This window comes from Sulfitobacter mediterraneus (genome assembly GCF_003054325.1).
Lineage (GTDB): Bacteria > Pseudomonadota > Alphaproteobacteria > Rhodobacterales > Rhodobacteraceae > Sulfitobacter > Sulfitobacter mediterraneus.
Map to the genome: position 1 here is coordinate 129455 of NZ_QBKU01000002.1, position 24852 is coordinate 154306.

25 protein-coding genes and 1 tRNA gene are annotated in these 24852 nt (G+C 59.7%); 7 read left to right on the plus strand and 19 right to left on the minus strand.

Annotation, left to right across the window (positions count from 1 at the left end):
- Window positions 1-47: 47 nt before the first annotated feature.
- Together C8N31_RS03755 and C8N31_RS03760 are read left to right on the plus strand one after the other, a co-directional pair.
- A tRNA-Pro gene (locus C8N31_RS03755) sits at window positions 48-124 on the plus strand.
- A 68-nt stretch (window positions 125-192) separates the two neighbouring features.
- On the plus strand, window positions 193-1269 hold the full coding sequence (locus tag C8N31_RS03760; RefSeq protein ID WP_025049068.1) for a 2'-deoxycytidine 5'-triphosphate deaminase: 1077 nt from the start codon (window positions 193-195) through the stop codon (window positions 1267-1269).
- A 93-nt stretch (window positions 1270-1362) separates the two neighbouring features.
- Here C8N31_RS03760 and C8N31_RS03765 read toward each other — a convergent pair whose 3' ends face one another.
- The 7 genes from C8N31_RS03765 to C8N31_RS03795 all read right to left on the minus strand — a co-directional run bounded on the left by C8N31_RS03765 (window position 1363) and on the right by C8N31_RS03795 (window position 8134).
- Complete coding sequence (locus C8N31_RS03765; protein WP_025049067.1) at window positions 1363-1578, minus strand: hypothetical protein; 216 nt, start codon at window positions 1576-1578, stop codon at window positions 1363-1365.
- A gap of 69 nt (window positions 1579-1647) precedes the next feature.
- Window positions 1648-2256, minus strand: coding sequence for an SMC-Scp complex subunit ScpB (scpB, locus tag C8N31_RS03770; protein WP_051544642.1), 609 nt, complete (start codon window positions 2254-2256; stop codon window positions 1648-1650).
- A 54-nt stretch (window positions 2257-2310) separates the two neighbouring features.
- A complete protein-coding gene (locus C8N31_RS03775; RefSeq protein ID WP_025049065.1) occupies window positions 2311-3096 on the minus strand; it encodes a segregation and condensation protein A in 786 nt (261 codons plus the stop codon).
- Window positions 3089-4093: a beta-N-acetylhexosaminidase gene (gene nagZ / locus C8N31_RS03780; RefSeq protein WP_025049064.1), complete on the minus strand. Its 1005-nt coding sequence runs from the start codon at window positions 4091-4093 to the stop codon at window positions 3089-3091. The genes C8N31_RS03775 and nagZ overlap by 8 nt, the downstream gene beginning before the upstream one ends.
- Entirely contained in the window at window positions 4093-5106 is a 1014-nt protein-coding gene (locus C8N31_RS03785) for an SPOR domain-containing protein (RefSeq protein WP_025049063.1), read from the minus strand. Before C8N31_RS03785 ends, nagZ begins: the two co-directional genes overlap by 1 nt.
- 76 nt (window positions 5107-5182) lie before the next feature.
- Entirely contained in the window at window positions 5183-6928 is a 1746-nt protein-coding gene (gene argS, locus C8N31_RS03790) for an arginine--tRNA ligase (RefSeq protein ID WP_025049062.1), read from the minus strand.
- Window positions 6929-6979: 51 nt separating this feature from the next.
- A complete protein-coding gene (locus tag C8N31_RS03795) occupies window positions 6980-8134 on the minus strand; it encodes a deoxyguanosinetriphosphate triphosphohydrolase (RefSeq protein ID WP_025049061.1) in 1155 nt (384 codons plus the stop codon).
- 83 nt (window positions 8135-8217) lie between these two features.
- Here C8N31_RS03795 and C8N31_RS03800 point away from each other — a divergent pair, with 83 nt between their 5' ends.
- Window positions 8218-8541, plus strand: coding sequence for a HesB/IscA family protein (locus C8N31_RS03800; RefSeq protein ID WP_025049060.1), 324 nt, complete (start codon window positions 8218-8220; stop codon window positions 8539-8541).
- A gap of 15 nt (window positions 8542-8556) precedes the next feature.
- Here C8N31_RS03800 and C8N31_RS03805 read toward each other — a convergent pair whose 3' ends face one another.
- Window positions 8557-9654, minus strand: coding sequence for a DUF6902 family protein (locus tag C8N31_RS03805; protein ID WP_025049059.1), 1098 nt, complete (start codon window positions 9652-9654; stop codon window positions 8557-8559).
- A gap of 67 nt (window positions 9655-9721) precedes the next feature.
- On the minus strand, window positions 9722-9943 hold the full coding sequence (locus C8N31_RS03810) for a DUF6749 family protein (RefSeq protein ID WP_025049058.1): 222 nt from the start codon (window positions 9941-9943) through the stop codon (window positions 9722-9724).
- Window positions 9944-10283: 340 nt separating this feature from the next.
- On the opposite strand from C8N31_RS03810, the gene xth reads away from it, so the two are divergent.
- A complete protein-coding gene (xth, locus tag C8N31_RS03815; RefSeq protein ID WP_025049057.1) occupies window positions 10284-11066 on the plus strand; it encodes an exodeoxyribonuclease III in 783 nt (260 codons plus the stop codon).
- Window positions 11067-11145: 79 nt separating this feature from the next.
- Here xth and C8N31_RS03820 read toward each other — a convergent pair whose 3' ends face one another.
- The 4 genes from C8N31_RS03820 to C8N31_RS03835 all read right to left on the minus strand — a co-directional run bounded on the left by C8N31_RS03820 (window position 11146) and on the right by C8N31_RS03835 (window position 13893).
- Window positions 11146-11730, minus strand: a complete 585-nt coding sequence (locus C8N31_RS03820; protein WP_025049056.1) for an HNH endonuclease — start codon at window positions 11728-11730, stop codon at window positions 11146-11148.
- A 131-nt stretch (window positions 11731-11861) separates the two neighbouring features.
- Window positions 11862-12527, minus strand: a complete 666-nt coding sequence (locus C8N31_RS03825) for an alpha/beta hydrolase (RefSeq protein WP_025049055.1) — start codon at window positions 12525-12527, stop codon at window positions 11862-11864.
- Complete coding sequence (locus tag C8N31_RS03830) at window positions 12524-13159, minus strand: DNA-3-methyladenine glycosylase family protein (RefSeq protein ID WP_037918725.1); 636 nt, start codon at window positions 13157-13159, stop codon at window positions 12524-12526. The genes C8N31_RS03825 and C8N31_RS03830 overlap by 4 nt, the downstream gene beginning before the upstream one ends.
- Window positions 13156-13893, minus strand: a complete 738-nt coding sequence (locus tag C8N31_RS03835) for a precorrin-6A/cobalt-precorrin-6A reductase (protein WP_025049053.1) — start codon at window positions 13891-13893, stop codon at window positions 13156-13158. The genes C8N31_RS03830 and C8N31_RS03835 overlap by 4 nt, the downstream gene beginning before the upstream one ends.
- 90 nt (window positions 13894-13983) lie before the next feature.
- On the opposite strand from C8N31_RS03835, the gene C8N31_RS03840 reads away from it, so the two are divergent.
- Window positions 13984-15183: an MFS transporter gene (locus tag C8N31_RS03840; protein ID WP_025049052.1), complete on the plus strand. Its 1200-nt coding sequence runs from the start codon at window positions 13984-13986 to the stop codon at window positions 15181-15183.
- Between the two features lie 7 nt (window positions 15184-15190).
- On the opposite strand, the gene C8N31_RS03845 is transcribed toward C8N31_RS03840, so the two are convergent.
- The 5 genes from C8N31_RS03845 to cysS form a co-directional block, all read right to left on the minus strand.
- A complete protein-coding gene (locus C8N31_RS03845) occupies window positions 15191-15967 on the minus strand; it encodes a squalene/phytoene synthase family protein (RefSeq protein WP_025049051.1) in 777 nt (258 codons plus the stop codon).
- Window positions 15964-16686 carry a class I SAM-dependent methyltransferase gene (locus C8N31_RS03850; RefSeq protein WP_025049050.1) on the minus strand — a complete coding sequence of 241 codons (723 nt, stop codon included), beginning with the start codon at window positions 16684-16686 and terminating at the stop codon, window positions 15964-15966. The genes C8N31_RS03845 and C8N31_RS03850 overlap by 4 nt, the downstream gene beginning before the upstream one ends.
- A complete protein-coding gene (locus C8N31_RS03855) occupies window positions 16676-17659 on the minus strand; it encodes an alpha/beta hydrolase (protein WP_037918722.1) in 984 nt (327 codons plus the stop codon). The genes C8N31_RS03850 and C8N31_RS03855 overlap by 11 nt, the downstream gene beginning before the upstream one ends.
- A gap of 4 nt (window positions 17660-17663) precedes the next feature.
- Entirely contained in the window at window positions 17664-19277 is a 1614-nt protein-coding gene (gene cimA, locus C8N31_RS03860) for a citramalate synthase (RefSeq protein ID WP_025049048.1), read from the minus strand.
- A gap of 115 nt (window positions 19278-19392) precedes the next feature.
- The gene (gene cysS / locus C8N31_RS03865) at window positions 19393-20778 is read right to left on the minus strand and encodes a cysteine--tRNA ligase (protein ID WP_025049047.1); all 1386 of its coding nucleotides are present in this window, start codon (window positions 20776-20778) and stop codon (window positions 19393-19395) included.
- Between the two features lie 222 nt (window positions 20779-21000).
- Here cysS and C8N31_RS03870 point away from each other — a divergent pair, with 222 nt between their 5' ends.
- Complete coding sequence (locus C8N31_RS03870) at window positions 21001-22176, plus strand: pyridoxal phosphate-dependent aminotransferase (protein ID WP_025049046.1); 1176 nt, start codon at window positions 21001-21003, stop codon at window positions 22174-22176.
- Window positions 22177-22235: 59 nt separating this feature from the next.
- On the opposite strand, the gene C8N31_RS03875 is transcribed toward C8N31_RS03870, so the two are convergent.
- A complete protein-coding gene (locus tag C8N31_RS03875) occupies window positions 22236-22835 on the minus strand; it encodes an outer membrane protein (protein WP_025049045.1) in 600 nt (199 codons plus the stop codon).
- Between the two features lie 426 nt (window positions 22836-23261).
- Between C8N31_RS03875 and C8N31_RS03885 the strand changes: the two genes are divergently transcribed.
- Window positions 23262-24803 carry a trimethylamine methyltransferase family protein gene (locus tag C8N31_RS03885; RefSeq protein WP_025049043.1) on the plus strand — a complete coding sequence of 514 codons (1542 nt, stop codon included), beginning with the start codon at window positions 23262-23264 and terminating at the stop codon, window positions 24801-24803.
- The last annotated feature ends 49 nt before the right edge of the window (window positions 24804-24852 follow it).

A 24852-nucleotide genomic window follows, 5' to 3' on the forward strand; every position in this document is an offset into this window, starting at 1 on the left:
ATTCCCTCTTGCACCAGCGGCAAGATCAGGTATGAACCGGCTCAAGTCGGGCTATGGCGCAGCCTGGTAGCGCGTCCGTCTGGGGGACGGAAGGTCGCAGGTTCGAGTCCTGCTAGCCCGACCAACACAACATCAAACCGCCCGCGCCCTTGTTGGGACGCGGGCGTTTGTTTTTGAAGAAAGAGCGGCGCAATGAACGGCGTGATCCCGAACCAGCATATCTCCGGCATGATCAAAAACGGCGCCATCGCCGCATCTCCTGCGGTGATCCCCGAACAGATCCAGCCCGCCAGCCTTGATCTGCGTCTCGGCACCGTCGCCTACCGGGTGCGGGCCTCGTTTCTGGCCGGTGCAGGTAAAACCGTGGCCGAGCGGCTGGACGAATTCCAGATGCATCAGGTCAACCTGACCGACGGTGCCGTGCTTGAAAAAGGCTGTGTTTACGTTGTCCCTTTGATGGAATCGCTGGCCCTGCCCGATGATGTGGCGGCCGTCGCCAACGCCAAAAGCTCAACCGGGCGGCTGGATCTTCTGACCCGTACGATCACTGACAGCGGTACAGAGTTTGACCGTGTCGCGCCGGGATACACCGGCCCGCTTTATGCCGAGATCTGCCCGCGCTCCTTTTCTGTTCTGGTCCGTCCGGGCATGCGCTTGAACCAAATCCGCTTTGGACGCGGTGATGCTGTGCTGGACGATGCCGCCCTGCGCGATCTGCACAGCGAAACACCGCTGGTGGATGGTGAGGCCGTCATTGACGAAGGTCTGGGCTTTTCCGTCGATCTGCGCCTGCCCGGCACAACCTTGGTCGGCTACCGCGCCAAGCCGCACACGGGCGTGATCGATCTGGACAACATCGGCCATTACACACCAGCCGATTTCTGGGAAGAAGTGCACAGCGACAATGGCCAAATCATCCTCGACCCCGGTGCGTTCTACATCCTTGTCAGCCGCGAGGCGGTGACCATTCCGCCAGACTATGCCGCTGAAATGGCACCGTTTTTGGCGATGGTGGGTGAATTCCGTGTGCACTACGCGGGCTTTTTCGACCCCGGTTTTGGCTATGCCGATGCAGGCGGCGCAGGATCGCGCGGCGTGCTGGAGGTGCGCTGCCATGAGGCCCCCTTTGTGCTGGAGCATGGTCAGGTCGTGGGCCGCTTGGTCTATGAACGTATGGCCGAACCGCCGACCCAGCTTTACGGCGCGGATCTGGCGTCAAACTATCAGGGCCAAGGTCTGAAACTGTCCAAGCACTTCAAAAGCCCCTGAGCCGCTGCCCTTTTTGGCCAAAAATAATCCGGGGGAGATCGCCCAATGGGCGGTCGGGGGCTGGCCCCCTTCTGCACCGCAAAAATCCGCAGATCAGAACTTGCTGACCCGGCGCATTGCCTTCATCGACTGACGCGCCTGCCGCTGGGCGCGGCGCTCCGCACCTGTCATCTGCGGCCCGGCATCCGCATCCGCACGGGCGCTTTTGCCTTTGCCAAGCTTGCTGGCTTGATTGAAACCTGCGTTCACTCCGCGGTTGATAAGCTGGCGCATCACCTGCCGAATGATCATATTGATAATCTGGTTCATGAACTGACCCTTTTCTGCCTCGCAGCTTAACATAGCGTTAAATCTGTCGTTTTTCGGGCAAAGCGGGGATTAATCTTCAAAAAGTTCGCTCTGACCCTCGGTCGCTTCAGGATCTTCCTCCGCGTCCTCGCCCAGTGTTGGCAATGTGCCAAGCGGCGGACGGTTCTCAAGCAGCCCGGCAGAGCGGAGTTCCTTGAGTCCCGGCAGATCGCGGGCATTCTCAAGACCAAAGTGATCAAGGAAGGTCTGCGTAACCACAAATGTCACCGGCCGCCCCGGTGTCATCTTGCGGCGGCCAAAGCGGATCCATTCCAGTTCCAACAATTGATCCACGGTCCCGCGCGACACGGAAACGCCGCGAATTTCTTCGATCTCGGCCCGCGTCACAGGTTGATGATACGCAATGATCGCCAGTGTTTCGATCGCGGCGCGGCTCAGCTTGCGCACCTCAACCGTTTCTTTTTGCATCAAAAATCCAAGATCCGGCGCCGTGCGCATGGCATAGCCGTCCCCGACACGCACCACCTGCACCCCCCGCCCCTCATAGCGTTCGCGCAGATGCACCATCGCTTCGGCCGGATCACAGCCATGCGGCATCCGCGCGGCCAGATCCTTGAGCGTGATCGGATCAGAGGTGGCAAAAAGCACCGCTTCGATCATGCGCTCCTGCTCGGCCATGGGCGGCGCTTCAAACAGGCTTTCTTCGATGTCTGGGCTGTCTTCGGCCACGTTCTATTCCTTTTTGCGCAACTGGATCGGCGCAAACAGCTCTGTCTGCCGGATTTCCAGATGGCCTTCTTTTACCAGTTCCAGTGAGGCCGCAAAGGTTGATGCCGTGGCAGAGCGGCGGCGCACCGGGTCACTTTCCCAACCCTCGGGCAAATAACTGGTCAGATCCGACCAATCGCCGGCATAGCCGATCAGCCCGCGCATCCGGTCCAGCGCCTGTTCCATTGTAAAGACCGCATCGCGATCCATCACAAAGGGGCGGAAATCATCGCGGGTGCGAATCCGGGCATAGCCCTGCATCAGGTCAAGCAATGTCGCAGTATAGGTCACCCGCCGCACCTGCTTGACCTCATGGGTCTGCCCGCGGGCAAAGAAATCACGGCCCAATTGATCCCGCGCCATCAGGCGGGCAGCGGCATCGCGCATGGCCTGCAATCGCTCAAGCTGAAACGCCAAATGCGCGGCCAGTTCCTCGCCCGAGGGGCCTTCTTCGTCGGGGTCCGGCGGCAACAACAGACGGGATTTCAAAAACGCCAGCCAGGCGGCCATCACCAGATAATCCGCCGCCAGTTCCAGCCGCAGCGCCTTGGCCTTTTCCACAAAGGCCAGATATTGCCGCGCCAGTTGCAGCACCGAAATTTTGCGCAGATCCACCTTTTGCGTCCGGCTCAGCGACAAGAGCAGATCCAGCGGCCCTTCATAGCCGTCAACATCCACAATCAGCGCTTCCGCCGCGAGGCGGTCCGCCACTGAAACGGCGTCTTCTTCGAATAGTGAGGTGTCAGCCATGAGATGCCCCGCCCAGAAGCGTCTCAAGCTGCGCATCAAGGGCGGAAATGTCAATATCTTCGGGTGTTATGCGCATGCCAAGTGCCCGCTCTGCGCGGGTCTGGGCGGCGGGCGTCATCTCGCCTGCGGCCTCGGCCACGGCGATGCGGTCGGCCAGCGGCGCGTTGCAATAGAGGATCACATCACAGCCCGCCGCGACAGCAGCGGCGGCATTCTCGGGCGGTGTGCCACTGAGCGCTTTCATCGAGATGTCATCAGTCATGATCAGGTTGTCAAAACCGATCTCTTCGCGGATCAGATGCATGACCTTGGGGGACAGGGTCGCCGGGCGATAGTCGAGCGCCTCATAGACCAGATGCGCGGTCATTCCCATCGGCAAGTCATTGAGCGCCTTGAAGGGCGCAAAATCGCTGCGGCGCAAATCGGCAATCTGTGCCTCGACCAATGGCAGATCGAAATGGCTGTCCATCGTGGCGCGGCCATGGCCCGGCATATGTTTCATCACTGGCAACACTCCGCCATCCAGCAGCCCCTTGGCCGCCGCGCGGGCGACATTGATCACCCGCTCGGGGTCACTGCCGTAACAGCGGTTGCGCAAAAACGGATGGGTTTGCGGCCCGGCGATATCCACCATTGGCGCGCAGTTGCTATCAACCCCGCAACTGCGCAGCTCATGCGCGATAGTGCGGTACATCAGGTACATCGCCTCTTCGGCGCGATCCCCGGCAAGCGCGACAAATTCCAGCGGCGCGGGCCATTCGCGCCAATGCGGGGCGCGCATGCGTTGTACGCGGCCGCCTTCTTGATCAATAGTGATCACCGCATCGCGGCCGACGGCCTCGCGCATGTCACCGCAAAGCGCCCGAAGCTGATCCGGACTGTCGATGTTGCGGGCAAAGACAATAAATCCAAAGGGATCGGCATCACGGAAAAACGCCTTTTCCTCGGCCGTGAGCCGCAGACCTTCTGCATCAAGGATGGTAGCACCAAATCCCATCAGCGTGTCACCACGGGAATACAATCGGCGTTTTCGGCAACCAAAGCCGAACAGAACCGCCGCGCATCGGCAATGTCTTCAAACCCCATTGCCCGCAAGCGATAGAACACGCGTCCGCCGCTGGTGGCCTTTTGAACGATGCGGCTTTTGCCCTCAAGGTAAACGCCAAAGCGGCCCTTGATCTGGTCCCATTGTTCGCGGGCCACGTCTGCGCTGTCAAAGGCGCCAAGCTGGGCCAGACGAGTGCCAGCGGGCAAGGTCGCGGGATCAATGTCTTGCGTTTCCTGTGGCGTGGCCGGGGCCAACGAGGCAGGCACAATCACCGGCATGTTGGCGGGCCGTTTGCGCGGACGCAGTGAATGCCGCACACCGGGGGCATCCAGAACCGCGGCCAATTTCTTTTCGGCGGCCTGCACTTCGGCAACGGCCTGTTTTACGGCTGTCTTGGTCGGCTTGGCGGCGGTGTCATCCAGATCAGACAAGGGCGCAACGCCTTCGGTCAATTGCGCGACCAGATCATCCACATTCCCGGATTGCAGCGCGGCTGATACGTCCAAGGCAGGCTGCGCAGCATCAGGGCTCAGCGCAGCGGGGGCCTCGATCGGGGCCTGTGGCGCCTGTGCAACCATCGCCGCTGTGATCACCTGATCCTCATCGGCAAGATCCAGCGCAGCGGGGGCCAGATGCAGTTCATCTGCGGGGCGGCCAGCGGTGCCTTCGGCGGCAACCTCATTGACCGAAAGGCCCTGGTGCTGGGCAAATACGCCGCCCGGCTCTTCGGGGCGCACGCGCATCTCACCGCTGACAGCACGGACCACAGGAATGCCGGACACATCACGCACAAGCAGTTTATAGCCCCAAATCCCGATCCCTATCACAAGCGCCAAAGACACCACAGCGCCCGCCACATTGGTGAACGTTGTCAGTGCGTTAACGGGCTGTTCCGTCACGTAGATGGATGCGGATTCATCTGCGTAATCCCCCGAAACGGGAGAGGACGTAAAATCTGCCATGTCTGCCTCACTGCCCGCAGAATACGATGCCCTGCGGGGCTGATCTTGGGTTGCCTGTGATCGGCGCGTTGGTGCGTTATCGCATCTCTTGCGCCGGATTAACCCCAAGAATACCAAGACCTGCCGCAATTACAATCGCCACGGCCTGCGCAAGCGCGATTTTTGCCTGCGAGGTTTGTGCATCGCCCTCCTGAATGAACCGAAGCGAGGTCACATCATTGCCGCGGTTCCAGAGCCCGTGGAAATCACCGGCCAGTTCATAAAGGTAAAACGCAACACGGTGCGGTTCATTGGTGCGCGCAGCGGTTTCGACCAAACGCGGCCATTCCGCCAGCTTGCGCAACACGCCAATTTCGGCCTCATGGTCCAGCTTACCCAGATCAGCGCCCTTGATCGCGGCCTCGGACACATCAATGCCAGCCTCAGCCGCCTTGCGCAGCACCGATGACACCCGCGCATGGGCGTATTGCACGTAAAACACCGGGTTTTCACGGCTTTGTTCCAGAACTTTGTCAAAATCAAAATCCAGCATCGCGTCATTTTTACGGGTCAACATCACAAAACGGGTCACATCAGGGCCAACCTGATCCACCACATCGCGCAGGGTCACAAACGTCCCTGCCCGCTTGGACATCTTGAACGGCTCACCATTTTTGAACAGCTTCACCAGTTGTGTCAGCTTGATATCCAATGGCACTTTGCCATCAGACAGCGCCGAAACCGCCGCCTTCATCCGTTTGACATAGCCGCCGTGATCGGCGCCGAAGACGTCAATCAACGCATCAAAGCCGCGCTGTACCTTGTCGTAGTGGTACGCGATATCGGGCGCAAAATAGGTCCAGCCGCCATCAGATTTCATCACAGGACGGTCCACATCATCGCCATGTTCGGTGGATTTGAACAGGGTCTGAACCCGCGGCTCCCAGTCTTCGGGCTTTTTGCCTTTGGGCGGTTCAAGCACACCCTCGTAGATCAAACCTTTGGATTTCAGATCTTCCAAGGCGGCCTCGATCCGGCCCGTACCATAAAGCGATTTTTCCGAGTAAAAGACATCCATCTCGACGCCAAGCGCTTTGAGATCGGCGCGGATCAGATCCATCATCTGTTCCGTCGCAAATTCTCGCACCTCAGCCAGCCAGACGCTTTCGTCCTGGCCCACATAGGCATCGCCAACCTTGGCCTTGAGAGTTTCACCAACCGGGATCAGGTAATCACCGGGGTACGTGCCTTCGGGAAAGGCAACCTCTTGCCCATGCGCCTCAAGATACCGCAGGTACACTGACCGGGCGAGCACATCGACCTGCGCACCGCCGTCATTGATGTAATATTCCCGCGTCACGTCATAACCGGCAAAATCCAGCAAGGACGCCAGCGCATCACCAAAAACCGCGCCGCGCGTGTGACCCACGTGCAAGGGGCCGGTCGGATTGGCCGATACATATTCAACGTTGACCTTCTGCCCTTGCCCCAGCGATCCCCGGCCAAAACCTGTACCGCTGTCCAGCACTGCTGCCGCCACCTGTTGCCAAACTGACGCCGCAAGCCGCAGGTTCAGGAAACCCGGCCCTGCCACTTCGGCGGAGGTGATCCGCGTATCATCCGCCAAACGTGCCGCAAGTGCCTCGGCAATATCGCGCGGTTTCATGCCAGCAGGTTTGGCCAGCACCATCGCGGCGTTGGTCGCCATATCACCATGGGCCGCATCGCGGGGCGGCTCTGCGGTGATCGGGTCAAAGTTCAGCCCCTCGGGCAGCGCCCCTTCGGCAACCATCTGGTCCAGTGTGGCAATGATCAAACCACGGATTTCGGCAAAGATATTCATGTCAGTTTTCCTTGTTCACCGCCCATGTACCACTTGGGAAGGCGCAGTCAATCAGGCGGTCTCTTGACGGCCAAAAAGACGTTGGTGTTCTCCAAGCGCAAAGCGGTCGGTCATGCCTGAGATATAGTCAGACACCATCCGCGCCAGTGCTGTCGGATCTCCGCCCGCATCGGCCACCTGCCGCGCCCAATGGGGCGGCAGCAATTCGGGCTGTGCCAGGAACAGCGGAAACAGATCCTCGACCACTTTGGTCACTTCGGCGCGTTTTTGCATCACAGACGGGGCACGGTACATGCGCTTGAACAAGAACGCCCGGATTTGCCGCAGATCCGCCCAGACAGGATCCGAAAACCGGATCACCGGGCGGCCCAGATGGCGGATGTCACGCGCTGACGTGGCCGCCGAGGCCGCCAAAAGGCTCCGCGACGTGTCGATCACATCCGACACCATCACCCCGAACACCCGGCGCAACGCCTCGTGCCGCCGCCGGTAGCTGTCTGTGTCAGGATAAAGCTGATCAACCGCCGCATAGGCCGGACCAACCATCGGCAGCTCGGCGATTTCCGCTTCGGTAAACAGACCGGCGCGCAGACCGTCATGTAGATCGTGGTTGTTATAAGCAATGTCATCAGACAAAGCCGCCACCTGCGCCTCGGCGCTGGCGTGGGTGTCCAGCTCTAGATCATGCAGGGCGTTGTAACCGGACAGGGCATGCGGCAATTCACCGACCACCGGACCGTTGTGTTTTGCAATGCCTTCAAGGGTTTCCCAAGTGAGGTTCAACCCATCAAATTCGGCATAATGCCGTTCAAGCGAGGTCACGATCTTGATCGCTTGCGCGTTGTGATCAAACCCGCCGTAAGGGGCCATCAACGCATGCAGCGCGTCTTCGCCCGTGTGGCCAAATGGGGTGTGACCCAGATCATGGGCCAGCGCGACCGCCTCAGTGAGTTCCCCATTCAGCCCTAAAGCGCCCGCAATGGTCCGTGCGACCTGCGCCACTTCGATGGAATGGGTCAGGCGGGTGCGATAATAGTCGCCTTCATGCTCCACAAAAACTTGCGTTTTGTGTTTCAGACGCCGAAAGGCGCTGGCATGGATGATCCTGTCCCGATCCCGCTGAAAGCAGGAACGAAATGTACTTTCCTCTTCCTGCACGCGCCGTCCCATGGTTTGTGCCGGATCAGAGGCAAATGACGCGCGCATAGCGGCTGGTCCTTGTCGCCTGTCTTTGGGCTTTCTATATTACAGGCAACCACAGATGAAAACCGACCCTTCGGAGCACCGCAATGAACCTGCCGCCTAAAGTGACCTCCCGCGCCTTTGAACGCCTCGCCGAGATTGGCGCCGCTGGTGAGGGCAAGGCCCTGCGCGTTGCCGTTGAAGGCGGCGGATGTTCAGGATTTCAGTATGAAATTGCGCTGGATGAACCAAAAGAGGACGATCTGATCCTCGAAGGCGGCGGGCAAAAGGTGGTTGTAGACAGCATCTCACTGCCCTTCCTGACCGACGCCGTGATTGATTTCAGCGAAGAATTGATCGGGGCACGGTTCACCATCGAAAACCCCAATGCCACCTCGGCCTGCGGCTGCGGCACATCGTTCTCGATGTAGGGAGCCGCGCGGCCATCAGGCCCCGGAACGCACGGATCTAGGCATTGGACCTGCGGCAAAAGTTGCGCGGGAAAAACATTCAAAAAACGTTTCGAAATAAGGCGTTGCGCCCTCTGCATCTGCCAAAATGACCTGTGCCTCTGGCGCCAGATAGGCCAGGACATGCCCGCGCATCCTTTGCCAATCACTTTGCCGCGCGGCGCCCATATCATGCAGGCTTTCTGACATGCCATGCAGTGGGCGAACCGCAAGATCCGGCAGCGAAAACCGCAACTGCCCTGCGGGGATCTGTGCCAATTCAGGCTGCGCCCCCATCAAACCCAAGGCCCATCTGGTGACCAAAAACAGATGGTATCCATCGCTCAGCGAAGCATTTTGATCCGCAAAGAGATCAATCTGGCGATAACTCTCGGTGATGGCGCGGGTCCAGACCTCCGGCACTAGTGCCTTGACCAAGGTTAACGCGGCACAGACCTCGGCCAAGAGATCCATATCCTGATCGAGATGCGCCAGTATGCCCGCGTAATGCAGCCCCAAAAGCGCGTCATCTGACACTACCGCTTTGCGGCGGCCATAATCAGACAGGTAAAATACAACATGGGTCAGCTCATAAGCGGCCTTTTTGTTCGGCAATGCAAAGGTGGCGGGACGGGACATAAAGCGATGTAAACGCGCCCCCAATTGGCCCGCATCAACTGGCGCACCAACACCACGCCGGCAAAGCAACCGCCGGGCCTCGGCACGTTGCAAATCCGACATCTCGGCTTGGGCAGATTTATGTTGGGCCACCCAATCGCACAGGGCTTGGCCGCGCCGCCCGTTGATGCCAAGATCCTCTAGATCTAGACAGATCGACAGCAAGAACCGGTAATACTGAGGAAAGAAGTGCAGCCGATCTTCGATGCGGTCGTAGAACTCCTGCAACGGGTCAAGCGCACCGGATTGCAGGCTCGCCCCCGAGGAGGCCAAAATGCCAAGCAATTCAGCAACTTCCTTGAGCCAATAGACGTCATTTGCGCCATGTCGCTCCTCCACAATCGCGGTGATCAGGGCTGACAGACGGGCCTCCTGATTTTGCTGCATCAGGGGTTGAAAGGTGACAATATTTGACATGCGAACGCTCCTGCTGGGGGATGAAAGCCAAGGGCCCGCAATTGGATGCGGGCCCTGACAGGACGGATCAGCAACTGGTGGTAAAAAGGTCCAGCCCGTGACCCGATGTTGCCAGCCGCCCCGATGGCGCAGAGCCGGTGGTGAACAGATCAAGACCGCCGCCGGTCAACAGATCCGCAGCACCAGGCGCAGACCCTGTGGTGAACAGTTCAAGGCCGTGACCGCTGTCCATTTGTGCGGTTGAGGATGGGCGGGCTGGCGTTGGGATCGCAAGTGCAAGTGATGTCATGGGACAATCTCCTTTTTGGGATGAATGAAAGTTTTGATTGCAATCTCAATAAGCAATGCTCGTTTAGGTTGTTTTGCCAATGATCCAAATCAACTTTTAGGAGAGCCGCACAGTTATCCACATTAAGAACGCTTCACAAATTTTTCTGCGTGGCAGATTACTGGATTTTGTCCACAATCAGGGCTTTTTGAAAATATCGCACGGCGGCGTGCCCATTCGGCGAAGATCAGCAAATGGCCAATCCCGTCAAAGGCGGCAAAAGCGAATCAAACTCGGCGCTCTCCCCTTGTCCGAACCTCTGGTTTGCGGCATTCCAAAGAGAAGCAGTGAGGACAACAAGATGAAAATCGCCACATTCAACATCAACGGGATCAAAGCACGAGCCGAAGCCCTGCCGGCATGGCTTGATGAAGCGCAGCCGGATGTGGTTTTGCTGCAGGAAATCAAATCGGTTGATGAAAACTTCCCCCGCGAATTGTTTGAAGACCGTGGATACAATGTCGAAACCCATGGCCAAAAGTCGTTTAACGGCGTGGCGATCCTGTCCAAACACCCTTTGGAAGATGTCACACGCGGCCTGCCCGGCGATGACGATGATGAACAAGCCCGCTGGATCGAAGCCACGGTGATGGGGGAGCGCGACGCCTTGCGGGTGTGCGGGCTTTACCTGCCCAACGGCAATCCCGCGCCGGGGCCAAAGTTTGACTACAAGCTGGCGTGGATGCAACGGCTGGAGGCGCGGGCCAAGGCCCTGCTTGCCGATGAGATGCCGTTTTTGATGGCCGGAGATTACAACATCATTCCGCAGGCCGAAGATGCCGCCAAACCGGAGGGCTGGCGCGAGGATGCGCTGTTCCGCCCGGAATCTCGCGCAGCCTGGAGGCGGCTGTTGAACCTTGGATTGACCGAAGCCTTCCGTGCCCGCACGCAGGGGCCGGGGCATTACAGTTTCTGGGATTACCAAGCCGGCGCATGGAACCGCAACAATGGCATCCGCATTGATCATTTCCTGCTGAGCCCGGTTTGCGCGGACATGCTGCGCGATTGCCAGATTGACCGCGATGTGCGCGGGCGCGAAAAGCCGTCCGATCACGTTCCGGTCTGGGTCGATCTGGATTTCTGAGCCTAGCGCTGCTTGGCGGATCGCCGGGGGCTGTCTGCCCCCGGACCCCCGAGATTATTTAAGGCCAAAAAGGCAGGGCTCAGGCTTCGAGCTCGGCGTCCCAATAGAGGTAGTCGAGCCAGCTGTCATGCAGGTGATTGGGCGGAAATTTGCGCCCCGTGTTGCGCAGCTCTTCCGCGCCCGGTTGGCGCGGCGGTTTGCGCAGGGAAAGCCCGGTGTGGTGCAGCGGTTTGGAGCCTTTGCGCAAGTTGCAAGGCGAACAGGCCGCCACCACGTTTTGCCAAGAGGTCACACCGCCCGCTGCACGGGGCACCACGTGATCAAAGGTCAGATCTCCCTTTGCGCCGCAGTATTGGCAGCGAAATTCATCCCTCAAAAATAAATTAAAGCGCGTGAAGGCCACGCGCTTTTGAGGTTTTACATAGTCTTTGAGCACAACAACCGACGGTATCCTGATCACCGTGGAAGGGCTGCGCACCACATCTTCGTATTCGGCGACGATATCGACCCTGTCCAGCCATTTGGCCTTGATCGCATCCTGCCAGGGCCAAAGTGATAGTGGATAATAGCTGAGCGGCCGGCAGTCCGCGTTCAGCACAAGCGCTGGCTTGTGTTTCAGGCCCGCTGGTGCGCGGGTGAATTCGGTTCTGAAATCGCCGTCCATTTCTGGTGTCGCCCCCTGCCCGTTTCCATCAACTATATCTCGTGGTTTTCCTCTGGCAAGCCCTAGGTTTTGCACAAGATGTCGCGGAACATATAGGCGGGGATTACGACAGTTTCATAACATGCGCCCGCTCAGAGCCCCAGTTTGTCACGCATAAAGGCCAAAGCCACGCTCAGACCATCAGGCGCGATGCCGTGGCCGGTGCCTTTCATGATATGAGCATAGACGTCTTGCCATCCGGCCTCTTGTAGCGCTTCGGCGGCTTGCGGCAAGGATTGCGGCGGCACCACGTCATCTTCGTCGCCATGCACCAACAGAACCGCCGGTCTGACCACGGCCTCATCCGCAAGCGTTTCGGGGGACAGCAAACGCCCAGAGAACGCGACAATGCCCGCGACCTCATCCTCGCGGCGCGGGGCCACATGCAGGGCCATCATTGTGCCTTGGGAAAACCCAAACAGAACGACCTGTTCGGGCAGCACGTCTTCATCCACCATCAGCGCGTCGAGAAAGGCATTGAGATCCGCAACCGCCTGCGTCATGCCGCGTTCGGATTCTTCTTCGGAAGAATTGTCGATCCAGGGGATTGGAAACCACTGGAAGCCCATCGGCGCACCGGCGCAAGCCTCTGGCGCATCGGGCGCGACAAAAAGCGTATCCGGCAAGTGGTCGGCCAATGGATCAGCCAGCCCCAGCAGATCCGCCCCGTTGGCGCCATAGCCGTGCAGAAACACCACAACCGATCGTGTTTCGCCTGATTTTGGCGCCCGGCGCCCCGCGTTGAGTACCCGTGTCATCCCAGACCTTCCCGTTGTTTGATAATGCGGTAGTAGGCAAAGAGCGCCCGCGCCGCAACCGACCGCCATGGCGACCATTGCTGTGCCATGAGTGCAAGTGCCTCTGGCGTGGGCCGCGCGTCGAGGTCAAACAGCACCCGCGCGGCCTCTTGCAAAGCCAGATCGCCGGGCGGGAACATATCGGCCCGGCCCAGACAGAACATGACATAAATCTGTGCGGTCCAGGGGCCGATGCCCAAAAGACCGGTGAGCGCGGCAATCGCATCGCCGTCCGGCAAGCGCTCAAGCGCGGCATAGTCCAGATCTGACAGCGCCAATGCGTGCACATAGCGGGCCTTGGGTTTGCTCAAACCTGCCGCGCGTAGCCCGTCTTGACCAGCCGTTCGCACCTTGGAGGGGTGAAACAGTCCGGCCTCGGCCATGCGCAACCGGATCGCATCGGCGGAGGCAACGCTGACCTGTTGGCTAATGATAATCTCGACCAGACCTTTGAAACCCGGCGGTTTCAGGCGCAGGGGCAAATCCCCGACCTGATCCAGCACCGGGGCAAATCGCGGCTCTGCTCGCGCCAGCCACGCGGCCCCTTCGGTGAGGTCATCATGGCTTTGGATCAGACGGAATGGCGCGCTCAAAGCTCCGCCACCCAATCAAGGATTGCCCCGACATCACGCACCACCAATGCGCCCTGCGGCGGCGCAGGCCGGTCGATCAGGATCGTGGTCAAACCAAGCGCCTCTGCGGCGTCCACCTTGGGGCGGCTGGGAAGGCCGCCAAGGTTCCGGCAAATCAGAACATCCACCGCCAGCCGCTCAAACAGCGCAATCTCATTGGCCACGGTAAAGGGTGGTTCGCCAAAAACCAGCTCAACAAAATCATAAGGTGCCCTGCGGTCATGGCGACCGGTTTGGCGCAGGAACAGTTGCGCCCCTTCAAAGGGCAGATAGTCGGGCAAACTGGCCCAGCCGGTTGCCGAAAACACCCGCGCACCCGCCGGGATCATTGCATTGGCGCTGCGCACATCTGCGGCGGCGTGCAGATTGCGCCCTGCCCCGACATCCCACGTTGGCCGCGAGAGGCTGACAAAAGGCAGGCCTGCCTGCCGCGCCGCAAGATGACCTTGCTGCGTCATGATCCCGTCAAAGCCGTGGCTTGCATCCACCACCGCCCGGCAGCCCTCCATCTGGGCGGTCAATCCGCACAGATCGTCAAAATCATGCAGTTCATAGGGCATCGGCATTGGATTCGATCCGCGCGGCGGCTCTGACATCAAGGCCCGCACGCCTATGCCCTGATTGCGCAGTGCTGCGCCGATCTGCCGCGCCTCGGCGCTGCCGGCCAATAGCATTATGTCTGATCCGCCTGTCATGGTCGCGACATTAGGCCCCTGATCGGCGTGTGCAAGGGGTTGCTCCTGCCCAATCGCGGCGCTACGCCTTGGCGCAGAAGTGGATTTACGATGATTGATGATAGACGCGCCAAACGCAATGTGGCGGTATTGGTCGGGGCGCAAGCCATTCTGGGCAGCCAGATGCCAATGATGTTTGTTGTGGCGGGGCTGGCTGGGCAAATGCTGGCCAGCAACGTGTGTTTCGCGACCCTGCCCATTTCGATGATTGTCCTTGGCTCGATGTTGTCGGCGACGCCGGTGTCGGCGATCATGCAGCGCTACGGACGGCGGGCCGGTTTTTTCCTGGGCACCTTTGGCGGCGCAACCGGGGCGGTTGTATCGGCCTATGGGCTTTATACCGCGTCTTTCACATTGTTCCTCGTCGGCTCGTTCATCTCGGGCATCTATATGTCTGCTCAGGGCTTTTACCGCTTTGCCGCGACCGACACGGCCTCTGATGATTTCCGGCCCAAGGCGATTTCTTATGTGATGGCCGGTGGTCTGATCTCCGCGGTGATCGGGCCGCAGCTCGCCACGGCCACCTCCACAGCCTTTGTTGTGCCGTTTCTGGGCACCTATTTTGCAGTTGTCTCGGTCAATGTGATCGGATCGCTGCTGTTTTTGTTCCTCGACATCCCCAAGCCTGAACCTATCAGCCCCAACGCCCCGCGCGGGCGCACCCGGTGGGAGCTGCTGACCACTCCGCGCATCGCGGTTGCGGTGATCTGTGCGATGGTCTCTTACGCGTTGATGAACCTGGTAATGACCTCCACACCTTTGGCGGTGGTTGGGTGCGGGTACACCGAAAAAACCGCTGGCTATGTTGTCACGGGCCATGTTCTGGCGATGTTTGCGCCGTCCTTTTTCACCGGTCACCTGATCAACCGCTTTGGCGTGGAAAAGATCATGGGGCTGGGCATCGCGATCCTCGCAGCGGCGGGCATCGTTGGCCTGCAAGGCGTTGATCTTGAAAACTTCTTTGTCGCTTTGATCCTGCTTGGGCTCGGCTGGAACTTTGGCTTTATCGGGGCGACGACCATGCTCACTGGCGCACATGAGCCGCATGAGCGTGGCCGGATGCAGGGGTTGAACGATCTGCTGGTGTTTGGCGGTGTGACCGTGGCATCGCTGGCCTCTGGCGGGCTGATGAATTGCTCTGGTGGGTCGGCGGTCGAAGGTTGGACGGCGGTAAATATGGCGATGGTGCCGTTTCTGGCGCTGGCTGGCGGGTCGTTGATCTGGCTGGTGATGCGCGGCGAAGACGCCTGATCTGCGGCTACCAGCGCCCGGTGAGACTGCGCACAGCGAGGCGCAGCTGATCTTGCGCCGCAACATCGGGCAAACGCCCGTCAGCGACCCGTGCAGGATCTGCCATTGCAGCCTTCAACGTGCTTTCCGCCTGCCCAACGTGGAGCAGTGCCGAGCGGGCAGCTTTTGAAACCGATGCACGGGATTTGCGGGCCTTCTGCAGCCGCGCAAACGCATCTGCGGCCAAGGTTTTCACCCCACCTGCCGTGCCATCCAGCAAGGGAATGCGCCCCTTCGCCTCAAGCTCGGGTATGGCCCGCAGCCATGTCGCAACCCCCGCGGCAAACGCCGCATCGCGCACGACAGTTTCATCTGCCGCCCCCAATGACCGCGCCGCAACCCAAGTGAGATGGCCGGAGGTCTTGTTCAGGTAGTCGGCAAAATGCGCTGCATCCTCAAACGGATCTTTGTAGATGTCCCAACGCCTTGCCGCGACCAGCTCATCCAACAGATTGGCATCTTCTGAAGTGATCACTTGCGCCAATGGCGTGGCGACCTCGTGCCGGCGCACCGGGCCGCCCTTGTCGATCTCTTCGCAAACATCGCGCCACCATTGCAGGCGCATTTCCGCGATCATCGGTTCCTGCGTGACCCACGGCGCGCGCGCCACTTCAACGTTGAAGGCATAGAGCGGGAACAGCACACGGCGGGCCGCTACCGGCGCTGCCATCACCGCGCGAAACCGCAGCGGATCGCCCCGCTCCACCAATGCCGCGCAGGCGTTTAGATCAGCGTCAAAGCTCATTTGAGGCGCACAACACTCAGCAGATAACCGCATTCATCACGGTGCGCGCGCCACGTCGCTGCCTCTTCCTCGGCCTCATCGAGCACCGCAGTCAAAGCCGCATCAGCCCCCGGACGCAAAACTGCGATCCGCTTGTCGATGGGGGCAAAATACCCCTCCCATGCCGCATCAGACAGTTTGCGCGTGGCCAGTGTTTCAAACCCTGCGGCCCCAACCCGCGCCGCGATACCATTCGCATCCGTCATCGGCGGATATTCCGCCCACATCTTTTGTGCCCGTTCTGAGCGGTCATCGGTGAACCAACACGGCTCTGTAAAGGCGACAACCCCGCCCGGGCGAAGCGATTTGCGCCAAGCCGTCAACGCCTCGGTCACGCCCAGAAAATAGACCGCACCAGCGCACCAGATCATGTCATAGCTGTTCATGATCCGCGCCATATCAGCCTTGAGCACGGTCACGCGGCTGTCACTTTGCCACACATCGCGGGCGGCCTCGACAAAATGTGCGGTCTTGTCCAGCGCGGTCACGTGGCCCTCAGGCGCAGCTTCCAGCAGGCTGGCAATATCGCCGCCCGGCCCGCAGGCCACATCAGCAATCTCGGCACTGGCGGGCAAACCCGCAATTGCTGCGGCCCAAGCCACATCCGCGGCCTCGCCCGGCCCCTCGCGGGGCAGATCGCGGTGCAGCTCAAAAAAGGCTTTCATCGGGTCAGATGTCATTGAGAAATTCCTTTATGGCCGTGGCGGTTTGCGGGGCGCTCACGATGTCCAGATGGCCCACATCCGGAACAATCTCATACCGGCCCTTTTGGGTGGCTTCGGCCAGGGTCGGCTCATACTTATCTGCATAAAACGCTTCATCCTCCGATCCTGCAATCAACAAGAAAGGCGGCAGCGCTGCGGCGTCTTTGAGGTATTCGCTGCGCGGGGCAAAGGAGGTGTTGAGCCGGAAAGAATAGGCAGTTGTCGCCGTATCGCCCAGCGGCCCGTTCAGCACCGCGGCGGGCATGTGAAACTGCATGATTGTCAGATGGTTGAGGGCTGTAATGCGGAAAGTGTTGAGCATCGAAAGCCCGATAATCCGGCGCAAAAGCGGCTCTGCCCAGCCGCCGGAATTGGGGCGCGTGGTTGGCGCGTTATGTTTGAGAAAAGGCGCCATCAGCACCGCAGCATCCAGCAGCGCGGCATGATCACCGCCTGCGAACCGCACCACCAGACCGCCACCTGACGAATGGCCGGCCAGCACAACCTTTTGTCCTGCCTTGCGCTCTGCGGTGATCAGATCGGCAAGGTCATCTTCGAACTGGCCGATGTAATCGAGATCGCCGCGCCGTCCGGGTTTGGGTCCGTGACCACGCAGATCGGGCGCCAGCACATCGGCCTGCGCCGACAACTGCCGCGCCAGCCCATCAAACTGAAGCCCATGCCAGCCAGAGCCATGCACCAGCACCACAAGCGGCGCATCGGGCCTCGCCGCGGCATATCGGCGGACCTGCAAATCAAATCCATCACGCATTTTCACAGGCTCCAGCGCAGCAGGTTCTGCGCGCTCCGCCGCAAGGGTCTGATCAAAATCAAGCCCACCCTCAACGGGTTTCAACGGGCCGGGGCGTTGTGACAGGATCAAACCCACTGCGATCACCAATGTGATGCAGAGCGAAATGGCCGCAAACGAAAGAACTTTAAAAATCAAAACCTTATTCCTTTGTGTCGCGCACCAGCTTCCACCGGATCGCATCCAAAAGCGCCTCAAAACTGGCATCGACTATGTTGGCGCTGACCCCCACGGTTGACCAACGGCGGCCCTGCCCGTCTTCGCTGTCGATGATAACGCGGGTCACGGCTTCGGTGCCGCCTTGGGTGATGCGCACTTTGAAATCCACCAGCCGCATATCTTCGATCAGGGCGGAATATTTGCCGAGATCCTTGGCCAAGGCCTTCGCCAGCGCGTTCACCGGGCCGCGATCACCGCCGATCTCGTCCATGGAATCGCTGACCGACATGCGTTTTTCGCCATCGACCTTTACGACCACCACCGCCTCTGACAGGCTGACCATCTGGTTGTGTTTGTTTTTGCGCCGCTCGACGGTCACGCGGTACCGTTTGACCTCAAACAGTTCCGGCATCTGCCCCAAGGCATCCCGCGCCAGCAGCTCAAAACTGGCCTGCGCGGTGTCATAGGCATAGCCCATCGCCTCGCGGGCTTTGACCTCTTCCAGAATGCGACCCAGCGCAGGATCGCCCTTTGGCACCTCTAGCCCCGCCTCGGTCAGTCGGCGGCGCAGATTGGATTGCCCGGCCTGATTGGACATCGGAATGATCCGGGTGTTGCCGACCAATGCGGGATCGACATGCTCATAGGTACTGGGATCTTTGAGGATCGCGCTGGCATGCAAGCCGGCCTTGTGCGCAAAGGCCGAAGACCCGACAAAGCCCGCCTGTTTCTTGGGTACGCGGTTGAGGATTTCATCCAGCATCCGGCTGGTGCGGGTCAGACCCTTGAGAGCATTCTTACTGACCCCAATGTCATAGGTACTGGCATAGGGTTCTTTCAGCAGCAAAATCGGGATCAGCGCCGTCAGATTGGCATTGCCGCAACGCTCGCCCAGCCCATTCAGCGTGCCTTGGATCTGCCGCGCCCCGGCATCGACGGCGGCCAAGGTACAGGCGACCGCGTTTTCGGTATCATCATGGGTGTGAATGCCAAGGCTCTCACCCGGAATGCCCGCCGCGATGACCTCACCCGTGATCCGCCCTACCTCGGCAGGCAATGTGCCACCGTTGGTGTCGCACAGCACGATCCAACGCGCACCGGCGTCCCGCACGGTTTGCAGGCAGGCGATCGCGTAGTCGGGATTGGCCTTGTAGCCATCAAAGAAGTGTTCCGCATCAAACAGCGCCTCACGCCCGCTGGCGACGATATGCGCGATGCTGTCGCGCAGCAGGACGAGGTTTTCATCAAGCGTGATGCCAAGGGCGGTTTTTACATGAAATTCATGGGTTTTGCCGACGATACAGACCGAATTTGTGCCTGCATTCAGCACGGCGGCCAAAACATCATCGTTTTGCGCCGACATGCCGGGGCGTTTGGTCATGCCAAAGGCGGTCATCTTGGCTGTGGTTTTTGGGGCGGCATCAAAAAAGGCATTGTCGGTCGGATTGGCACCGGGCCAGCCGCCTTCGATGTAATCCACACCCAGATCATCAAGCGCACGGGCGATCTGTTGCTTTTCTTCGGTGGAGAATTGCACGTCCTGGGTCTGCTGACCGTCGCGCAGGGTGGTGTCATAGAGGCACAGACGGGTTTTCATGACTGCGCTCCTTGTAGGCAGGAGACATCAGTTCCAAACACGGGTTCGTGCCCGTGGCAAGAACAGTCCCCGACCGTCCGCGAACTGGGACAGTTCTGAATATTGCCATCAAACATCACAGCACCCCTTCCAGCCTTGCGACATCAAAACCAGATGGCGCAGTCAGCTTGACACCTGCTTTGCTCATCTGCACTTCGATGCCCAGTTCAAGCAGCGCCGATTTGATCCGGTCCACCTCGGCGAAATCCTTGCTTTGCATTGCAGCCTCTCGAACAGAGGCAAACCGCGCCTCCTGCGCCGACAGATCTATGCTTTGGGTTGCGGCCCAATCCGGCACGCCCCCATCAAGCAAACCAACTACGGTTAACGCCCCCCGCAGGCCATCCGTGTCACCTTTTGCCGACAGCTTATGCATCTCGGTCAAGGCACCATGGGTGTTCAGGTCATCTGCCAGCAAGTCCACTACGGACTGCGGCACAACTTCATCTTTGGTCTCGCCCACTTGTTCGTACCACTTCCGCAGCGTCTTCTCCGCCTCTACCCGCTTCTTCTCGGTCCAGTCCATCGGCTTGCGATAATGCGTGGACAGCATGACAAAGCGGATCACCTCGCCCGGCACGCCCTGATCCAGCAAATCGCGCACGGTAAAGAAATTGCCCAGGCTCTTGGACATCTTCTTGCCCTCGACCTGAAGCATCTCGTTGTGCATCCAATAGCGGGCAAAGCCGTGACCAGCGCATTTGCTTTGCGCGATCTCGTTTTCATGGTGCGGGAAGGTCAGATCATTGCCGCCGCCGTGAATGTCGAACTCACTGCCCAGCAAGGCCTCCGCCATGGCCGAGCATTCGATGTGCCAGCCCGGACGCCCCTTGCCCCAGGGGCTGTCCCAACCGGGGGAGTCCGCATCTGATGGCTTCCACAGGACAAAATCCATCGGATCTTCCTTGTAAGGCGCCACCTCGACCCGCGCACCGGCGATCATGTCATCCACAGACCGACCCGAAAGCGATCCGTAATTCTCATAAGACCGCACCCGGAACAGCACATGCCCCTCGGCCTCATAGGCATGACCCTTGGCGATCAGATCTTCGGTCATCGCGACCATTTCGGCGATATAGGCCGTGGCGCGGGGCATCGCCTTTTGATGGGCCGCCCCCTTGATCGACGGTTGCAACGCACCGACGGCGGCCATGTCATCCAAAAACCACTGAGTGGTTTCGGCAGTGATTTCCGAAATAGGACGCCCGGCAGATGCTGCCCGTGCGTTGATCTTGTCATCCACATCCGTGAAATTGCGCACATAGCTCACGTGATCCGCGCCATAGACATGGCGCAGCAAACGATACAGCACATCAAAGACGATCACGGGCCGCGCGTTGCCGATATGGGCGCGGTCGTAAACCGTTGGCCCACAGACATACATGCGCACATCGTCAGGGTTGATCGGGACAAAATCCTCTTTTGTCCGGGTCTTGGTATTGTGCAGCTTGATCGTCGTCATGGGTTCGTCCTCGCGCAGGTCTGGCGCGGGCTTGCCACATATTTCTCAGAATGAAAACGACATGAACACGCCCGCGAGAAGTCTCAGCAGGTAATAATGCAGCAGATAATGCAGGTCATCTTGTTCATACCCCTGCCTAGCCTGCGCCGCGTCCTTTGGTCAAGGGCAATTGACGAATCAAATGACCTCTGCGCCCCTGCGGTCAAAGCATGGGAGAAAGTTATGCAGGTATCGCAGCGCATTGGCGGCATTCTGGGTGGTGGATCGGACGGTTGGGATGTGTTCAACCGCGCCCGCGATATGATCGCGGATGGCGTGGCCGTGACAGAGCTGACCATCGGGGAACATGACATCCGCACCGCCGCGCCGATTTTGCAAGACATGCACCGCGCCGCGATGGCGGGTCACACAGGCTATGCCGCTGTGCCTGGCACCAATGCGCTGCGTGACACTGTGGCGCAGCGGGTTCAGGACCGCACCGGCGTAAAAACCACCCGCGACAATGTGTTGATCACCCCCGGCGGACAGTCGGCGCTTTATGCCGCGCATATGGTGACCTGTGATGCGGGCGATACCGCGCTTTATCTTGATCCGTTCTATGCCACCTACCCCGGCACCATTCGCGGGGTCAGTTGCACACCGCGCCGCATTGCCACCCGCGCCGAAGATGCGTTTCAGCCCCGCGCCGCAGACATCGCGGCGGCCGCCGAAGGTGCCAAATCCCTGTTGATCAATTCGCCCAACAACCCAACCGGCGTGGTCTATTCCCGCGCCACGCTCGAAGGCATCGCGCAGGTCTGCACCGATCACGATCTGTGGCTGATCTCGGACGAGGTGTATGACACTCAGATTTGGGAAGGCGAACATATCTCGCCCCGTGCCCTGCCCGGTATGGCAGAGCGTACATTGGTGGTCGGGTCGATGTCGAAATCCCACGCCATGACCGGATCGCGCTGCGGCTGGATCATCGGGCCTGAGGATGTGATTGGTGATCTGATCAATCTGGCCACCCACACAACCTATGGCGTGCCGGGGTTTATTCAGGACGCGTCTGTTTACGCGCTGGAACAAGGCACTGCGTTTGAAGAAGAAATTGCCGATCCGTTCCGCCGCCGCCGCGCCATTGCGCGGCGGGTTCTGGCCGGACAGAACACAGTTTCTTTGGTGCCGTCGCAGGGGGCAATGTATCTGATGCTGGATCTGCGCAGCACCGGAATGAGCGGCGAAGAGTTTGCCAATGCGCTGCTCGATGCCCATCAGATCGCCACCATGCCCGGCGAAAGTTTTGGCGAGGCGGCGGCGGGCCATCTGCGTGTGGCGATGACGATTGAGGATGATGCTTTTGAGGCGGCGCTTAAGACCCTTTGCGCCTTTGCCCAAACCTGCGCGCAAGGCTAAGAAAAAGGGCCGGGGCACATCTGCACCCCGGCCCGTTTTGGGTGTTTCCCAGTCCGCGTTTAGAACCGCAGCGAGCCGCGCAAGCTGAAGGTTGTAGCATCCACATCGTTGCCAGCCACACCGCCAACATCGCTGAACCGATGTTCGAGCAGTTCGGCCCCGACGGTAAACCGCTCGGTCACTTTATGCGCCACACCGATCCCCGCAAACGGGCCGGTCTCATTGCCCACGGAGGTGTCCGCACGGGCCACACCGCCCGTTGCATAGATCAAGGTGTTGCCCAGATCATAGCCACCCTTCAACTTGAGACGTGCAACGGAATCCACCGATGCCGCGCCGCCGCCAAGGCTGACGTCTGTTTTGTCATAGTCCAGCTCACCGCCCAGAACAAAATCGCCGAAGTCATAGTCGTAACCTGCGTGGAAACCATAGGAATTGTCATTGCCGTCCAGCGCCCCGCTACCATCCACATCGGCATAGCCAAGCTGCAAACCGGTGTAGAACCCTGTCCAGTCACCGGAGGCAGCGATCACAGGGGCTGGCGCGGCCACTGGGGCTTCAACGGCTGGGTCTTGCAGGCTGCCTGCCTGAGCGATGCCGGTAAAGGCGGTGGCAGACAACAGCGCGGCGGCGGCGGTCAGTTTGGTAAAATAGGTCATATCTCTGCTCCTTGTTAACAACAGCCCCGCCCATACGGCGGGATCATCTGTTAACGCGGCAAATAGGAACGGGTTGCCTCCTCCGCATCCCCCGCGCCATGCATGGGCGAAATACTGCCCGATCCGCATCTGACATCGGCCAGCTTTGGCGCATGGGCGTGAAACCCGCACAATCGCGCCTGTCCGGCCCTTGAAACCCCAATGCCTTCGCCAAGTCGCAAACGGAACAGCCGGTCGCAAACGGGACAGAACCGCGATCCGGGATTTCCCAAACTTTTCAAAAGGACCAAAGCACAGATGAAAAGAGACCTCTGCATTATTTCCCGTGTGATCCGCACCATCGGTGCGGAACGGGGGCGTGCGGCGCGGGGGGCACCGGCCAAGGGGTAATCCGCCCTTCCCCTTCTTTTCATAACGGATCTTGCCATGTCAGATATCTCTCCCTCACGCAGCGGTGGCCGTGCCGCCCGCCGTGCTGCGCGCAATGCGCCCCTTGCCCAACACCTGCGCCCCATTCGTCCCGGCCTTGAGGGCGGCACCTATAAACCGCTCAGCGAGGCGGATATGCAGGCCATACACCGCGCCGCACTTGAAGCACTTGAAGAGATCGGGCTGGCCGATGCGCCGCCCAGCGGCGTGGCTTATCTGACGGGTGCGGGCGCGATTTTGGGCGATGATGGACGCATCCGCTTTCCCCGCGCCTTGGTCGAAGATACGCTGGCCAAAGCCAACCGCGAGATCACCCTATGCGCCCGCGATCCGGCCCATGATCTGGAACTGGGCGGCAACCGCGTGCATTTCGGCACGGCGGGGGCTGCGGTGCATATGGTCGATGCGCAGGGGCGCAATTACCGGGAATGCGGTGTGCAGGATCTGCATGATGCAGCGCGGATTTGTGACACTCTGGACAACATCCATTTTGTGCAGCGCCCCATGGTTTGCCGCGATATTCCCGACAATCAGGAAATGGACCTCAACACCATTTTTGCCTGCTGCTCTGGCACGACCAAGCATATCGGCACCTCTTTCACCGAACCATCCTTTGTGCCTAAGGCTTTGGAAATGCTTCATATGATTGCAGGCGGCGAGGACAAATGGCGCGAACGCCCCTTCATGTCCAACAGCAATTGTTTTGTGGTCCCGCCGATGAAATTCGCCACTGAATCCTGCGAGGTGATGGAGGCGGTGATCGAGGGCGGGATGCCGGTGCTTCTGCTTTCGGCTGGCATGGCCGGGGCCACGGCCCCCTCCACCATCGCGGGCGCGATTGTGCAGGCGGTGGCAGAATGTCTGGCCGGTTTGGTCTATGTCAACGCGGTGAAACCGGGGCATCCGGCGATCTTTGGCACTTGGCCCTTTGGCCTTGATCTGCGGTCGGGCGCGATGACGGGCGGATCGGGTGAACAGGCGCTGCTGACCGCAGGTTGCGCGCAGATGCACAAATTCTACGGCGTGCCCGGCGGCGCGGCGGCGGGAATCGCAGACAGCAAACTGCCCGATATGCAAGCCGGATGGGAACAGATGTGTTCCAACGTCATGGCCGGATTGTCCGGCTGCAATATGATCTACGAATCCGCCGGGATGCATGCCTCCCTGCTCGGGTTTTGTCATGAATCCCTGATCCTTGGGGATGATCTGATCGGTCAGGCGCTGCGCTGTGTGCGCGGGATCGAGGTGAATGACGAAACGCTGGCGCTGGATCAGATGCGGCAAGTCTGCATGGGCGGGCCGGGTCATTACCTTGGCACCGAACAAACGCTGAGCCGGATGGAGCAGGACCATGTTTACCCCGCGCTTGGCGATCGGTCGTCGCCGAAAGAATGGGACGAATTGGGCAAACCGGACCTGATCGAGAAAGCCAAAGCCCGCAAAGAGCAGATTTTGGGGCAAAGATCCGCCGCCAGCTTTGATCCGATGCTGGAGAAGGCCTTGCGAGAAGCGTTTCCGATCCATCTACCGGTGCAATAGCGTCGCTTCTAAGCCACGGCAGTTCCTGCCCGGACACTAGGGCTTTGCC

Coding starts and splice junctions, on each gene's coding strand:
- C8N31_RS03845 (WP_025049051.1), bottom strand. CDS start 15,967: ATGAGCTTTGACGCTGATCTAAACGCCTGCGCGGCATTGGTGGAGCGG.
- C8N31_RS03825 (WP_025049055.1), bottom strand. CDS start 12,527: ATGACACGGGTACTCAACGCGGGGCGCCGGGCGCCAAAATCAGGCGAA.
- C8N31_RS03785 (WP_025049063.1), bottom strand. CDS start 5,106: ATGGCAGATTTTACGTCCTCTCCCGTTTCGGGGGATTACGCAGATGAA.
- C8N31_RS03775 (WP_025049065.1), bottom strand. CDS start 3,096: ATGGCTGACACCTCACTATTCGAAGAAGACGCCGTTTCAGTGGCGGAC.
- C8N31_RS03795 (WP_025049061.1), bottom strand. CDS start 8,134: ATGCGCGCGTCATTTGCCTCTGATCCGGCACAAACCATGGGACGGCGC.
- argS (WP_025049062.1), bottom strand. CDS start 6,928: ATGAATATCTTTGCCGAAATCCGTGGTTTGATCATTGCCACACTGGAC.
- cimA (WP_025049048.1), bottom strand. CDS start 19,277: ATGAAAACCCGTCTGTGCCTCTATGACACCACCCTGCGCGACGGTCAG.
- scpB (WP_051544642.1), bottom strand. CDS start 2,256: ATGGCCGAGCAGGAGCGCATGATCGAAGCGGTGCTTTTTGCCACCTCT.
- C8N31_RS03875 (WP_025049045.1), bottom strand. CDS start 22,835: ATGACCTATTTTACCAAACTGACCGCCGCCGCCGCGCTGTTGTCTGCC.
- nagZ (WP_025049064.1), bottom strand. CDS start 4,093: ATGGGATTTGGTGCTACCATCCTTGATGCAGAAGGTCTGCGGCTCACG.
- C8N31_RS03870 (WP_025049046.1), top strand. CDS start 21,001: ATGCAGGTATCGCAGCGCATTGGCGGCATTCTGGGTGGTGGATCGGAC.
- C8N31_RS03800 (WP_025049060.1), top strand. CDS start 8,218: ATGAACCTGCCGCCTAAAGTGACCTCCCGCGCCTTTGAACGCCTCGCC.
- C8N31_RS03850 (WP_025049050.1), bottom strand. CDS start 16,686: ATGACATCTGACCCGATGAAAGCCTTTTTTGAGCTGCACCGCGATCTG.
- C8N31_RS03835 (WP_025049053.1), bottom strand. CDS start 13,893: ATGACAGGCGGATCAGACATAATGCTATTGGCCGGCAGCGCCGAGGCG.
- C8N31_RS03805 (WP_025049059.1), bottom strand. CDS start 9,654: ATGTCAAATATTGTCACCTTTCAACCCCTGATGCAGCAAAATCAGGAG.
- C8N31_RS03820 (WP_025049056.1), bottom strand. CDS start 11,730: ATGGACGGCGATTTCAGAACCGAATTCACCCGCGCACCAGCGGGCCTG.
- C8N31_RS03810 (WP_025049058.1), bottom strand. CDS start 9,943: ATGACATCACTTGCACTTGCGATCCCAACGCCAGCCCGCCCATCCTCA.
- C8N31_RS03765 (WP_025049067.1), bottom strand. CDS start 1,578: ATGAACCAGATTATCAATATGATCATTCGGCAGGTGATGCGCCAGCTT.
- xth (WP_025049057.1), top strand. CDS start 10,284: ATGAAAATCGCCACATTCAACATCAACGGGATCAAAGCACGAGCCGAA.
- cysS (WP_025049047.1), bottom strand. CDS start 20,778: ATGACGACGATCAAGCTGCACAATACCAAGACCCGGACAAAAGAGGAT.
- C8N31_RS03840 (WP_025049052.1), top strand. CDS start 13,984: ATGATTGATGATAGACGCGCCAAACGCAATGTGGCGGTATTGGTCGGG.
- C8N31_RS03760 (WP_025049068.1), top strand. CDS start 193: ATGAACGGCGTGATCCCGAACCAGCATATCTCCGGCATGATCAAAAAC.
- C8N31_RS03885 (WP_025049043.1), top strand. CDS start 23,262: ATGTCAGATATCTCTCCCTCACGCAGCGGTGGCCGTGCCGCCCGCCGT.